The sequence below is a fragment of the Microbacterium murale genome, assembly GCF_014635185.1.
GTDB classification, from domain to species: domain Bacteria; phylum Actinomycetota; class Actinomycetes; order Actinomycetales; family Microbacteriaceae; genus Microbacterium; species Microbacterium murale.
Genome location: NZ_BMCM01000002.1, coordinates 17,345 through 30,726 on the forward strand (window position 1 = coordinate 17,345; position 13,382 = coordinate 30,726).

A 13,382-nucleotide genomic window follows, 5' to 3' on the forward strand; every position below is an offset into this window, starting at 1 on the left:
TGCGGATCTCGCAGAATTGCGATGGGGGCCAGATTCACGAAATTACGTGGAGCCCTCCGCTCGATCCCTTACTGTACCACCACGCACGTCGACGGCCAGCATGAGGGCCTCCCACGGGGTGTCGGTGACAGAGGTCGCGAGCTGGACGGCTTCGAGTCGGCTGCCCGGCCCATCGGCGAGAACGAGAACGCTCGGGCCTGCACCGGAGACGACGGCGGCGAAGCCGGCTCTGCGCAGTGCCTGGACCAGCGTGTGCGTCTCGGGCATGGCTTCGGCGCGGTAGTCCTGGTGCAGGCGATCCGCCGTGGCGTCCAGGAGCAGCTCCGGACTCTGCGTGAGTGCGGCGATCAGAAGCGCGGAGCGCGAGACGTTGAACACGGCATCCTCACGAGACACCTGCGGCGGCTGCAGTGAACGGGCGAGCACGGTCGACATGGTGTGCTCCGGCACGAGAACGAGAGGCGCGACACCGCGATGCACGAGCAGCTTCTTGTGCTGCGGACCGCGCTCCCCCGTCCAGGCGATCGTGAGCCCACCGAAGAGCGCAGGGGCGACGTTGTCCGGGTGGCCTTCGAGCTCGGTGGCGAGGCGGAGCAGGTCGATGTCGGTGAAGTCGGCCTCGCCCTCCAGCAGCCCCTTGGCTGCGAGCACGCCCGCGGTGACCGCGGCACCGGACGAGCCGAGGCCGCGGCCGTGCGGCACGCCGTTATGGGCGGTGATCCGGAGTCCTGGCATCGTGCGACCAGCGTCTTTGTAGACGTGTTCGATGGAGCGGACGACGAGGTTCGACTCATCGCGGGATATCTCCGAGGCTCCGGACCCCGTCACTTCGATCTCGAGACGGTCGTCAGTCAGCGCCGAGATGGTCAACTCGTCGTAGACGCTGAGGGCCAGGCCGAGGGTGTCGAAGCCAGGGCCGAGGTTTGCGCTGGTCGCCGGAACCCGGACCATGACGGTGCGCTCTTCAGCGACCATCACTCGCCTTCCACGCGCAGCACAGACACGACGCGCTCGACCACGGCACTTGCCGCGAGCTGTTCGACGGTGTCGCTGAGCGCCTTTTCGATGGCCCTGTGCGTGCCGATGATGAGACGGGCCGTTGCATCGTCGTCGCCTTCGCCCTCGACGGTCTGCACGACGGTCGCGACCGACACGCCGCCGTCGCTCAGAATGCCGGCCACCGCGGCGAGCACGCCGGGCTGATCGTCGACCTCGAGCGTGATCTGGTAGCGCGTGATGACGCTCCCGATCGGGACAGTCGGCAGGTTCGCACGTGTCGACTCCCCGACCCCGACGCCTCCCGCGATGTGCCGACGCGCGGCCGAGACGACGTCGCCGAGCACAGCAGACGCGGTCTGCACGCCGCCGGCGCCAGCACCGTAGAACATGAGCGAGCCCGCAGCCTCGGCCTCGACGAACACGGCGTTGTTCGCGCCATGCACGGAGGCGAGTGGGTGCGAGCGCGGCACGAGTGCCGGGTACACCCGCACCGAGATGGATTCGGCGCCATCGACGATGAGCCGCTCGCACACGGCGAGCAGTTTGATGACGAATCCGGCGGCACGGGCCTCCTTGATCATCGACGGCGTGATCCGAGTGATGCCCTCGCGGTGCACAGCCTCCAGCGGCACCGCCGTGTGGAAGGCGAGGGATGCCAGAATCGCCGCCTTCTGCGCGGCGTCGAAGCCCTCGACATCGGCGGTCGGGTCGGACTCGGCATATCCCAGACGCTGGGCATCGGCGAGCACCTCGCCGAAGTCGGCGCCCTCGCCGTCCATGCGGTCGAGGATGTAGTTCGTCGTGCCGTTGACGATGCCCATCAGCCGTACGACGCGGTCGCCCGCCAGGGAGTCGCGCAGCGGGCGGATGATCGGAATGGCTCCGGCTGCCGCGGCCTCGTAGTAGACCGATGCCCCGACCTGGTCAGCGGCTTCGAACAGCTCAGGGCCGTGGGTCGCGAGCAGCGCCTTGTTGGCGGTGACGACGTCGGCGCCCGAGTTCAGCGCGAGCAGCAGGTTTCCTCGTGCCGGCTCGATGCCGCCCATCAGCTCGATCACGATGTCACTGCCGACGATCAGGCTCTCGGCGTCGGTCGTGAACAGCTCCTTCGGCAGATCGACGTCGCGCTTCGCATCGACGTCGCGCACCGCGATGCCGGCGAGTTCGAGCGAGGCCCCCGCCCTGTCCGCCAGCTCTTCGCCGTGCTGCAGCAGAATGCGCGCCACCTGCGATCCGACGGCGCCGGCGCCGAGCAGCGCCACCCTCAGTCGTCGATACTGCGCTGGACTGCTCACCTGGGGGTGGGTCATCGTGCTCCTTCATTCGCGCTGATCCCGGCATCCCGGGCCAGCAGGTCGTCGATGCTCTCTCCGCGCACGATCACGCGGGAGCTGCCGCCCGAGATCGCGACGACCGGAGGGCGGGGTACGTGGTTGTAGTTGCTCGACAGCGAGGCGCAGTACGCCCCGGTTGCCGGAACGGCGAGGATGTCGCCGGGCGCGACGTCGGCCGGGAGGTATTCGTGGTCGACGACGATGTCCCCGGATTCGCAGTGCTTGCCGACCACGCGTGCAAGGACGGGGCGACCCGTTCCCGCACGTGATGCGATCCGCGCCGAGAACTGCGCACCGTACAGCGCCGTGCGCGCGTTGTCGCTCATCCCGCCGTCGACACTCACGTAGAGACGGCTCGCGCCGGAGTCCAGACGGACGTCCTTGGTCGTGCCGACCTCGTAGAGGGTGACTCCCGCCGTGCCGACGATCGCACGACCCGGCTCGAATGCGAGGTCCGGCAGAGCGATGCCGCGCGCCGCGCAGCCCTCGGCGACCGCAGCGACGATCTCCTCGGCGAGCTGTTCGATCGGTGTCGGGTCATCGACGCTCGTGTAGGCGATCCCGAACCCTCCACCCAGGTTGAGCAGCGGGACGTCGCCACCCGCCAGCAGCTTCTGGTGCAGGTCGAGCACACGTGATGCGGACTCGCGGAATCCGGCGACGCCGAAGATCTGCGATCCGATGTGGCAGTGCAGACCGATGAACTGCAGTGCCGGCGACTCGCGGATGCGGGCGACAGCGGTCTCGGCATCCGAGAATGTCATGCCGAACTTCTGGTCCTCATGCGCCGTCGCGAGGAAGTCGTGGGTCTCGGCGTGCACGCCGCTGTTGACGCGCACCAGCACACGCTGGACGGTGCCGGCGCGCGCCGCCGCCTCCGCGATGCGCTCGATCTCGATCGCGCTGTCGACGATGATCGTGCCGATGCCGACCTGCACCGCCCGTTCGATCTCGCTGGCGGACTTGTTGTTGCCATGGAACCCGATCCTCGAGGGGTCCACGTCCGCCGCCAGAGCGACCTCGAGTTCACCGCGGGTGCATACGTCGACGTTGAGGCCCTCTTCGGTGACCCAGCGCGCGATCGCCGTGGAGAGGAAGGCTTTGCCCGCGTAGTAGACCTTGGCCATGGTTCCATGCGCCTCTGCAGCGGTGCTGAAAGAGGTCCGGAACGCGCGGGCGCGGGCGCGCACTTCGGCCTCGTCGAGCACGAGCAGCGGAGTTCCGTGGGCGCGGACGAGTTCGGTCGCCGACACGCCGCCGATCGAGAGGACGTCGTCGCTGTCGCGATGCGCGGATGCCGGCCAGACAGCCGGGGCCAGCGCGTTCGGGTCTTCCGGGACGACGAGCCACTCAGGGGCGAGCGAGACAGCAGAGGAATGCATCACACACCAATCGTCGGGAGGGATCCTCGGGCAGGATCACGCCATACGAGGTTGCCCCGATTCTAAGGCACCTAGAAGGCGCGGCCCGCATACGCAAGCCCCTCCCTGGCGCAGATCACGATTCATTACGGTGGAGTCATGGAGAGCACACGCCGGACCGTTTCGGCCGACAAGAAGAATCCGGGCGGGTTCGCCGGACTGATCGGGACCGTGACCGCCTGGGCGCTGGAGCGGAAAGTCGTGCGTGCTGCGCTTCTCTACTCCGAACGGCGAGGTCCCATGCTCGCCGACAGCGTCACCTACCGTGCACTGTTCAGCGTCTTCGCCGGACTGCTGCTCGGATTCTCGATCGCTGCGATATGGCTGGCAGGCAACGACGAGGCGTGGGCTGCCATCATCGCGGCGATCGACTCCGCAGTCCCGGGTCTCGTCGGCGAAGGCGGCGTCGTCGAGGACCCGTCGTCGATCGAGGCCGTTGGCGGGCTCTCGATCGCGGGGATCATCTCGCTGGTCGCGCTGGTCGGTGCCGCCCTCGGTGCGATCGGATCGCTGCGCACCGCGGTGCGCACGATTGCAGGGACGGTTCTGGATGACGTGTTCTGGCTCTGGGTGATCTTGCGCAACCTCGCCCTCGCGATCGGGATCGGGGCGTCCTTCCTCGCCGCCGCGGCGGTCACCTTCGTCGCGCGCATCGGTATCGGTTTCGTGACCGATCTGCTCGGGCTGCCTTCGGATGCCGTCGCCGCGGTCTGGGGCATCAGGATCGTGTCGCTCCTCGTCGTGTTCGCGCTGGACGCGCTGCTGATCTTCGGCGTGTTCCGACTGCTGTCCGGGCAACGGGTCTCGGCGCGAGTGCTCTGGCCGGGTGCGCTCCTGGGCGGATTCGGACTGCTCGTGCTGCAGGAGCTGTCGAGTCTGTTCGTGGGAGGCGCCACCTCCAACCCGCTGCTCGCGTCGTTCGCTTCGCTGCTCGCGCTGCTGATCTGGCTGAACCTCAGCGCGCAGGTCATGCTCATCGCCTGCGCGTACATCGTCACAGGAGCCGAGGAGGAGCACGACCGCGTGTCGGCCAGGGAGGGCGCGCGCACGTTCGCACAGCGACGAGTGCAGCGCACCCAGCAGGATGTGCGGATCGCGACGAGTGCGCTGCGCGCCGCGGAGAAGGCCGCGTCCGCTGAGCGTGAGGCTTAGGGGCAGACGCCGTTCTCCTGCAGCGTCTCGTCGGTGACGATCGCCCCGTTGACCTGAACGTCGACGACGACCTCGTCGCCGTCGACCGCGAGATCGGTCATGGTGAGCCCTGCCGGAAGCTGGTCCGCGATGCAGATGCGCTGCGTCTCGGTCAGCTGCTCGGCGATCGAGCCGAAGCGGTCGGCGATCTGCTGGGCGTCGAGGGTGGCGCCCGCGACCTGCAAGGACACCGGTGTGAGCAGCAGCTCCCCGGCATCCGCTCCCGGCGTCACCGTCAACGCGACCGGCAGGGAGAAGCCGAGCACGGGAACGCTGCCCGAGACAGTGACGTCGGGTTCCGCGAAAGCCACCGAGTCGATCGGCAGGTCGGATGCCGCGACGAGCGCGGTGAACTGGTCGGCGTCGATCCGCACCGTGCCACGCGCATCGGTGAGGTCTCCCCCGCGCAGCGGGATTCCGGTCGCCGTGACATCGGCTGCACCCGTGACGCCACCGATCGTCACGGATTCAGTCGACAGGTGCAGCTCCTCAAGTCGGCCGCCGATCAACTGCGGCAGCAGGATGCCGGTTGCATCGACGTCGAGCTTCTGGTCGGCGGGGAGCTCGAGTTGCTCGATGACGATGCCGCGCACGATGCCGGGCAGCACGGCCCTCGCGATGAATTCAGCCGCGACGACAAGCGCCGCAAGGATGAGCACCACGGTGAGCAGCACCCACGGCCAGCGAGCGCGTCGGCGTTTCGGCGGCTCTACACCTGCATCTCTCGGGATCACGAGCGTCGGATGCTCCGTCGAGTGATCCGGATAGGGCAGCGTGGGATTCTCATCGCTCATGGCACCATCCTGCCCGCTTTGGCGATATGCATCACATGCGCTCTGGGGCGGACACGCCGAGCAGTCCGAGACCGTTGCGCAGGACCTGGCCCGTGGCGTCGTTGAGCCACAGGCGCGTGCGGTGCACGCTCTCGATCGGGTCGTCGCTCAGCGGAGTGACGCGGCAGTTGTCGTACCAGCGGTGGTAGAGCCCCGCGAGTTCTTCGAGGTAGCGGGCGACACGGTGCGGCTCGCGCACCTGCGCGGCGAAGGCGACGATGCGCGGGAACTCCTGCAGCGCGCCGAGGAGCGCGGATTCGGTCTCGTGCGTCAGCGTCTCCGGGGCGAACTCGGAGCGATCGACACCGGAGTCGGCTGCGTTGCGGCCGACGTTGTGCGTGCGGGCGTGCGCGTACTGCACATAGAAGACCGGGTTGTCGTTCGTCCGCTTCTGCAGTAACTCCGGATCGAGGTCGAGCGGCGAATCCGCCGGCGAACGCTCCAACGAGTACCGCAGCGCATCGGTGCCGAGCCAGTCGAGCAGATCGTCCATCTCGATGATGTTGCCGGCACGCTTGGAGAGCCGGGCGCCGTTGATGGAAACCATCTGTCCGATCAGCACCTCGACGTTCTTCTCCGGGTCCTGGCCTGCCGCGCCGGCGATCGCCTTGAGGCGGTGCACATAGCCGTGGTGGTCGGCGCCCAGCAGGTAGATCTTGTTCTCGAACCCGCGGTCGCCCTTGTTCAGGTAGTACGCGGCGTCGGCGGCGAAATAGGTGTACTCACCGTTGGAGCGGCGGATGACGCGGTCCTTGTCGTCGCCGAAGTCGGTGGTGCGCACCCAGACGGCGCCGTCCTCGTCGAACACATGGCCCTGCTCGCGCAGGCGATCCACCGCCTGGTCGATGAGGCTGATGCCCGCGGCATCCTTGGCATGCAGCGTGCGCTCGGAGAACCAGACGTCGAAGGGCACGTTGAAGCGATCGAGAGAGCTCTTGATCTCGGCCAACTGGAACTCGTATGCAAGGTCTTCGGCGACCGTGAGCTGCTCGGCGTCCGGTAGATCGAGCAGATCGGGGCGCGACTCGACGACGCGGTCGGCGAGCGCCTGGATGTACTGGCCCGGGTAACCGCCTTCGGGGGTCGGCTCGCCCTTGGCCGCCGCGATGATCGAGCTGGCGAAGCGCTGCATCTGCGCACCGGCGTCGTTGATGTAGTACTCGCGGATCGCGTTGGCGCCGCTGGCGAGCAGCAGGCGCACGATCGAGTCGCCGAGTGCGGCCCAGCGGGTGTGGGCGATGTGCAGCGGCCCAGTCGGGTTCGCGGACACGAATTCGACGTTGACGCTGACACCGGCCTGCGAGTCGTTGGTGCCGTATGCGTTGCCGGCATCGACGATCGTCTTGGCGAGCACCCCCGCGGCGGCGGCATCGAGGCGGAAATTGATGAACCCGGGGCCGGCGACCTCCGCGCTCTTCACGCCATCGACGGCGACGATCTCGTCGGCGATGCGCTGAGCGAGCTCGCGCGGGTTCGTGCCGAGCTTTTTCGCCAGTCGCATCGCGATGTTGGAGGCCCAATCCCCGTGGTCGCGGTTGCGTGGACGCTCCAGTGCGATGTCGGATGCATCGATGCCGAGCGCCTCGTCGGGTCGTAGGGACGCGGCGATCGGCGTGACGACGGCGAGGAGGGCTTCGGCAAGAGTGTCGGGGTTCATAGCCTGTCAAGTCTACGGCGCGTCGCACGCCGGAATTTTCGGTTCGGGCGGTCGTCGCTTACCCTCTTGCCATGGCTTCGGGGAGGATGGCGCGCAGCGCCCGCGCAACCGCGCTGTTCGTCGCGCTCGCGGCCGCCGTCACGGCCGTCGTCCTCGGCGTCTGGAGGCCGTGGGTTCCGGCACCGATCGAGTCGCCGATCCTCGCGTCGGAAGAGGTCGTCACCGTGGCCCCCGCACCGCTCGTGCTGCCAGAGCATCCGCGTGTCCTGGTCTTCGGAGACTCGTGGACGTACGGCTCCGCGGCGAGCGATCCGACACTCGGCTACGCCTATCTGCTGGCGGATCTGCTGGGGGGTGAGACGACCGTGGACGGCGTGCGCGGCAGCGGCTATCTGAAGCCGGGGATCGACGGACCGACGTTCGGTGAGCGGATCGCGGCGCTGGATCCGACGCTCGATCCCGACCTCGTGATCATCCAGGGGTCCATCAATGACCGCGCCGCGGGCGCCGTCGGGTATCGAGAAGCCGTCACGGCCGCATGGGATGCGCTGGCCGCGACATACCCGGATGCCACGATCGTGGTGCTGGGTCCGGCCCCGCACGAGCTCCCCGTCGGAGACGAGACGGCACGCATCGATCGGGATCTCGCGGCTGTCGCGGGCGGCAGAGGCTGGTGGTACGTCTCCCCCGTGCAGGAGGAATGGATCACTGATCAGAACTACCTCGCCGTGATCGATGTCGACCTCGGCAACAAGCATCCGTCCACCGACGGTCACCGATATCTCGCCGAGAAGATCGCCGCGGCGCTGACCGAACTCATGGCCGCGCCGGTGACCGAGGCCGGCGGTGCCGAGACCACGCCCGAGCAGTGAACGAAGTCGCGCCCAGGGTCAGTCGTCTTGGATACGTGCGTGCCAGCGCAGTGCCGCCGAAGAAGAGCAGACGGTCGCTTTCGATTCGCGAGAGAGCCGCGAGGGCGTGAGAGATCACGTGATCCCGTCGCACCTGGTGCGCGGACACGCCGCGCAGATGTCGAACAACGCGAGAAGGGCCGCCCTGATGGACGGCCCTTCTCGCTGTTCTGTGCCCCCGACAGGAGTCGAACCTGCGACCTACGGTACCGGAAACCGGCGCTCTATCCACTGAGCTACGGAGGCGTACCGAACGACGATATCACTGGTCGGGAGTCATCAATTCACTCGTCCGCGTCATCGGGTCATCATCAAGCTCTGCCCGCCGGCCGCGACCCGTTGTCCATGTGGTCACAGTGCGGCCAATGTCCGTTGACGAGGGACTCGCTTGACCTTCAGCCGGGGTGAGAGTCGATCATGGGACCATGAGGCAGTCGCACGAGTCCGACCCCGACGAGGTCGAGCAGCCGCCGTTGCAGACGATCAGTGCGTTCGCTCGCTCAGTCGGCCTGAGTGCGAGTGCGCTGCGTCAGTACGGGGAGACCGGTCTGCTCGCACCCGCCGATGTCGAGGAGCGAACCGGATACCGGTATTACTCGCTCGATCAACAGCAGCGGGCGATCTGGATCCGGCGACTGAGGGATGCCGGGCTTCGTCTGGAGCGGATCAGAGCGGTGTTCGACGATGACGCCGCTCACGCGGAGACGGTTCTGAACGAGTGGCGTGACGACGCGCGCGAGCATTCCGACGTGATCACCGCACTGGTGGATGATCTGATTCTCGTCCTGCGTGCGCGGGAGGTCTCGAATCCGGTGAGACGCACCTCGGCGCGGTTCGATGCGGCGATCCTGGCATCCGCCATCCGGCAGGTGGCCGCTGCCAGCGCGGATGCCGCCGGCAGCGACGAGCATGACGGGGTGCTGATCGAGGTGGGGCCTTCATCGTCGGCGATCGTCGCGACGGACCTTTTCGTGCTGCTGGCACGAACAGACCTGCCGTCGACCGTCGATGGTCCGCCCACGAGAGTGCGAATCGCGTCGGCCCCGGTGCTCGAGTGGCTTCGACTCCGTCGGTCGGTGGATCTCGTCGTCCACGCACCCGTCGGACGCGACCGCGATGCGGCGAGCGCCACCAGCCGATTCCGCGACGAGCACGGCGTTGACCTGACGCTGCCGAATCGTCCGGATCACTTCCCGAGTGTGCATCGGATGCTCGAGACGACTGCTACTGCGCCCACCGAGGCGCGCTTCCCCCTGGAGGCGGTGCGGCGCATCGCCTCGGACCAGAGGGACGGCGCTGTGAGCCTCTCCGTCCATGATGCCGTCGCGCAATTGGGCTCTGGCGGACAGATCGTCTCCGGGGCAGGGTTCGGAGCATCTGTGACCCTCATGCTCTCGCGACCCGCTCTGCGCCGTATCGCTGACGCCGCAGTGGGTCATGAACTCGTGTGCGACATACGCGGCTCGGACGAGGCGCTGGTGTGGCGCGCTCCCGACCAGCCCGACTTCGTCGCGATGGTGATGCCCTCGTCATGACCGCGCTGAGAACGTCGCGAGGATTCAACGCCTGGGTCGCCGCGACGGTCGGTTCAGAACTCGGCTCAGGGATCCTCGCCTTCGCGCTGACGTGGACCGCGTCCGGTATCGGCCCGCAGGTCGCGTCGGCGGTGCTCACCCTCACTGTCGCTCCGTCGGTGGCCCTGGGCCTTCTCGGCGGTGCTGTCGCCGACCGTTTCGGACCGCGTCAGGTCATGATCGCCGGCACGCTCGGGATGATCCTCATCAGCGCGGGTATCGGCGTCTCGGTCGTCCTCTGGACGCCGTCCGCGATTCTCCTGCTGGTCGCTGCCGCGCTCATCGGCACGGTCGCAGCCTTCCAACGGCCGGCAGTGGGCGTCTTCCCTCGTCTGTTCGTCTCGGACGCCGACCTCGGAACCGCGATGGCGCGTGTCGGGATGGCGAGTCAGTTCGCACGCACGATCGCCCCACCGGCAGGCGGGCTGCTGGTCGGGATGATCGCCCTGAGCGGCGTGGCGTTCGTGGACGTCGTCGGAGGTGTCGTGATGCTCGTCACGCTGCTGCTGATCCGGCCTCCGCGAGCGCACGCTCCAGCCCGCGAGGCGATGACTCTGCGTGGGATCGTCACCGGCGTCATGGCCGCACGCCATACGAGCGGCGTGCCTGGACTCCTGGCATGTGTGGCGATCGTCGCTGGAGCCGTCATCCCCGCCGTTCTACTGGGTATTCCCCTCGCCGCACGAGAGCGCGGGTGGTCAGCATCCGATGCCGGCCTCATCGAGGCCGGTTGGATCGCGGGCGGCCTGGCGTGCGGCGCGTGGTTCGCGTGGCGGGGGACGGCGGTAAGGGCGTGGCGTCCCATGGCGCTCGGTCCGCTGATCGTCGCCGTCGGTCTAGGCATGCTCGCCATCGCCACCGATTGGGTCGTCGCGCTGATCGGCACGACCCTCATCGGTGTCGGCGTGGTCGTGTTCACCGCCCACGTCTTCCCGACCTACCTTTTGCTCGCACCGTCGGCGATGGTCTCGAGATTTCAGGCTCTCCTGATCCTCGTGCAGCAGGCGCCGCAGCTCATCGTGAGCCCGCTGATCGGTCTCTTCGTCGCCATGATCGGGGCAGGGCCAGTGCTCGCCGTGTCAGGATTGGTGGCGACGCTCGCGACGCTCATCGTCGTCACCGACAGGACGTTGCGAACCTTCACGACGAACCGATGACGCGGGGACCATGACGATCACGACAGTGCTGTTCGACCTGGATGGGGTCATCCGACAGTTCGATCCGGATGCCGTGGCCGACATCGAACGCCGCCACGGGATCGAACCCGGAACCATCGAGGGATTCGCCTTCTCCGCTCCCCTGCTGCACGAGGTCACCACAGGAAGGCTTCGCCGGGCCGAGTGGGTCGATCGGATCGCCGAGCATCTCGGCAGCGCCGCACCTGCCGAGGAGTGGTCACGGCAGCCGTACCGGGTGGATGCCGAAGTGATCGAGCTCGCAGATCGACTGCGCGCCGCCGGCATGATCACCGCGGTCCTCACCAACGGCACCGACACGATCCCCGCCGAGGCCGAGCAGATGGGGCTCCGCGATCACTTCGACGCCGTCTTCAACTCCGCCGAGATCGGCTATGCGAAGCCCGACCCCCAGGTCTTCCTCGCGGTTCTCGACGCTCTTGAGGTCGACCCGCACGAGGTGTTCTTCACCGACGATTCCCCCGGCAAGCTCGCCGGAGCGGAGGGGTTGGGCATCAGCATCCATCATTACGAGGGAGTCGACGGGCTTCGGCGGGCGCTCCAGGCGCTCGGCATCCTGACGTGACAGCGGGTCGAGTCGGATCTGACTCACGCCGCCCGAAGACTCACTCCTCCCGAAGACTCACCCCCGAAGACGGTCGAGCGCGGCCTGCGTGGCAGCCGCCGCAGTGCGCGCCTCTTCGACTCGTGTACCCGCCTCAGCCAGACCGTCGTCCAGTGCATCCCGCTCGCGCCGGGAACGGTCCGCTTCCTTGCTGACCCGCGCGAGCTCTGATTCGAGCTCCTCCGCACGTTCCTCGAGTCGATCGATCTGATCGCTCACCCGCTTGCGGGTGCGGTCGATCTCGTCTCTCGTGCGTTCTGCCTGAGTGAGCGCGCTCTCGGCCGTGCGCAGTGCACGTTCGGCGGCCTTGCGTTCCCTGCGTTCCTTCACCTGATCCACGGGCGCGGCAGGTGCGGCCGAGACGTCACCGAGATGTCCCGCGACAGCATCCACGAGTTCTGCCGGGTCTCCGCCGACTTCTAGCGGCCGCACCAGCCGTCCGGATGCCACTGCGGTCGCCGCGTCGGCGTCGAACATCGCGGCGTTCAACGTCTGCTCCACGGCATCCGCCGTCGACTGCGTGATGTGCTCGCCGTGTTCTGCGGCAAGCTCTTCCGCCTGCTGTGCGAGCGCACGGATCAGCGCGCGACGCTGACGGTTCAAGCTCGTGAGCGCAGCTGCATCCAGGTCGGCCTGCGCCTCACGCAGATCACTGGCCAGATCGAGCGCCTCGCGCAGCTCAGTCACGCGCTCGCGTGCGAAGAGGTTCACGACCCATGCCGCCAGGAGCGGTTTGCGCAGCGCGCGCACCTCCGCGGCCAATCGCGCATCGTCCAGTTCTTTGGCGCGAGCATTACGCGCCGCTGTGAACTCCGGGAGCGGAAGTGCATAGAGCTCGGTGGCGATGCCCTCCAGAGTCACGTGCTCCGCTGCTGCCATCGACCCATTGTGCCCCCGCCGATGACAGGGCACTTCTAGAATCGCCGGATGGAGTACATCGACCTCGCCGAGCGCTTCGTCGCCGCCCACTTCCCGAACGCGTCCATCGCCGTGGTCGGCGGGAGCACAGCGCGCGGCGAGCGCACTCGCACGAGTGACGTCGACCTTCTCGTCATCGGAGACGCCATCCTGCCCGACGGCCAGATCGGGGCAGCCCTGACCGTCGATTTCGAAGGCGAGGTCTTCGAGGTGTTCGCCTACTCGCCGATGGGGTTCACCGAGTGGGCAGAGCGCAGCGTCGCACAGCACCGGCCGGTCATCGTCCACATGCTGGTCGAAGGCGTCCCTGTCCGCGGCGGTGACGATCTCGACGACATGCGCCGGAGATGGTCTAAGACGCTCGACGCCGGTCCTGAGGCCGACGAGCACGAACTCGGCTTTCGCCGCTATGTGATCACCGACGTGCTCGACGATTTGCGCGACGCAAGCGATCCGCTGGAGCGGAAGGTTCTCGCGGCGACGGTCTTCGAGCGCACCGCGGAGCTCATGCTGCTCACGGCCGGCAAGTGGATCGGCACGGGCAAGTACCTCCCCCGCCGACTGCGCGCGCTGCCGTCCGAACGAGTCGATGCGCTCGCCGAACCCTACCTGCGCGGCGACCACGATGCGCTGGCGGATGCCGTCGAACACGAGCTCCTCTCGGCGGGCGGCCGCGTACAGGTCGGCTTCGTCCGCTGAACCGCATCCGCGGGCGTAACCACGCCCAGCCCACGCTCTACGATG

12 protein-coding genes and 1 tRNA gene are annotated in these 13,382 nt (G+C 67.7%); 6 read left to right on the forward strand and 7 right to left on the reverse strand.

What is annotated here, in order from left to right:
- Window positions 1-42: 42 nt before the first annotated feature.
- Genes thrB through lysA form a run of 3 tightly spaced genes read right to left on the reverse strand, consistent with a single transcriptional unit; the run spans window position 43 to window position 3,715 of the window.
- Window positions 43-975, reverse strand: a complete 933-nt coding sequence (gene thrB, locus IEV67_RS06560; RefSeq protein ID WP_188435804.1) for a homoserine kinase — start codon at window positions 973-975, stop codon at window positions 43-45.
- Window positions 975-2,309 (reverse strand): homoserine dehydrogenase, encoded by a 1,335-nt coding sequence (locus tag IEV67_RS06565; RefSeq protein ID WP_188435805.1) that lies wholly within the window; start codon window positions 2,307-2,309, stop codon window positions 975-977. The genes thrB and IEV67_RS06565 overlap by 1 nt, the downstream gene beginning before the upstream one ends.
- Entirely contained in the window at window positions 2,306-3,715 is a 1,410-nt protein-coding gene (gene lysA / locus IEV67_RS06570; RefSeq protein ID WP_188435806.1) for a diaminopimelate decarboxylase, read from the reverse strand. The genes IEV67_RS06565 and lysA overlap by 4 nt, the downstream gene beginning before the upstream one ends.
- Before the next feature lie 138 nt (window positions 3,716-3,853).
- Between lysA and IEV67_RS06575 the strand changes: the two genes are divergently transcribed.
- Window positions 3,854-4,906, forward strand: a complete 1,053-nt coding sequence (locus tag IEV67_RS06575) for a YhjD/YihY/BrkB family envelope integrity protein (protein WP_188435807.1) — start codon at window positions 3,854-3,856, stop codon at window positions 4,904-4,906.
- Here IEV67_RS06575 and IEV67_RS06580 read toward each other — a convergent pair.
- A complete protein-coding gene (locus tag IEV67_RS06580) occupies window positions 4,903-5,739 on the reverse strand; it encodes an LmeA family phospholipid-binding protein (protein ID WP_188435808.1) in 837 nt (278 codons plus the stop codon). The two genes, IEV67_RS06575 and IEV67_RS06580, sit on opposite strands and share 4 nt — an antisense overlap.
- Before the next feature lie 31 nt (window positions 5,740-5,770).
- Window positions 5,771-7,435 (reverse strand): arginine--tRNA ligase, encoded by a 1,665-nt coding sequence (gene argS, locus IEV67_RS06585; RefSeq protein ID WP_188435809.1) that lies wholly within the window; start codon window positions 7,433-7,435, stop codon window positions 5,771-5,773.
- 71 nt (window positions 7,436-7,506) lie between these two features.
- On the opposite strand from argS, the gene IEV67_RS06590 reads away from it, so the two are divergent.
- A complete protein-coding gene (locus IEV67_RS06590; protein WP_229702851.1) occupies window positions 7,507-8,307 on the forward strand; it encodes an SGNH/GDSL hydrolase family protein in 801 nt (266 codons plus the stop codon).
- Window positions 8,308-8,519: 212 nt separating this feature from the next.
- Here the strand turns inward: IEV67_RS06590 and IEV67_RS06595 are convergent.
- Window positions 8,520-8,592 (reverse strand) — tRNA-Arg (locus IEV67_RS06595).
- 179 nt (window positions 8,593-8,771) lie between these two features.
- Here IEV67_RS06595 and IEV67_RS06600 point away from each other — a divergent pair.
- From IEV67_RS06600 to IEV67_RS06610, 3 genes are read left to right on the forward strand one after another with little or no spacing between them, the layout of a single operon-like run.
- Window positions 8,772-9,881 carry a MerR family transcriptional regulator gene (locus IEV67_RS06600; protein ID WP_188435810.1) on the forward strand — a complete coding sequence of 370 codons (1,110 nt, stop codon included), beginning with the start codon at window positions 8,772-8,774 and terminating at the stop codon, window positions 9,879-9,881.
- Window positions 9,878-11,077 (forward strand): MFS transporter, encoded by a 1,200-nt coding sequence (locus IEV67_RS06605; protein WP_188435811.1) that lies wholly within the window; start codon window positions 9,878-9,880, stop codon window positions 11,075-11,077. Before IEV67_RS06600 ends, IEV67_RS06605 begins: the two co-directional genes overlap by 4 nt.
- A gap of 10 nt (window positions 11,078-11,087) precedes the next feature.
- Entirely contained in the window at window positions 11,088-11,681 is a 594-nt protein-coding gene (locus IEV67_RS06610; protein ID WP_188435812.1) for an HAD family hydrolase, read from the forward strand.
- 57 nt (window positions 11,682-11,738) lie between these two features.
- Here IEV67_RS06610 and IEV67_RS06615 read toward each other — a convergent pair whose 3' ends face one another.
- The gene (locus IEV67_RS06615; protein WP_188435813.1) at window positions 11,739-12,599 is read right to left on the reverse strand and encodes a transposase; all 861 of its coding nucleotides are present in this window, start codon (window positions 12,597-12,599) and stop codon (window positions 11,739-11,741) included.
- Window positions 12,600-12,647: 48 nt separating this feature from the next.
- On the opposite strand from IEV67_RS06615, the gene IEV67_RS06620 reads away from it, so the two are divergent.
- Window positions 12,648-13,337 carry a nucleotidyltransferase domain-containing protein gene (locus IEV67_RS06620; protein ID WP_188435814.1) on the forward strand — a complete coding sequence of 230 codons (690 nt, stop codon included), beginning with the start codon at window positions 12,648-12,650 and terminating at the stop codon, window positions 13,335-13,337.
- Window positions 13,338-13,382: the final 45 nt, after the last annotated feature.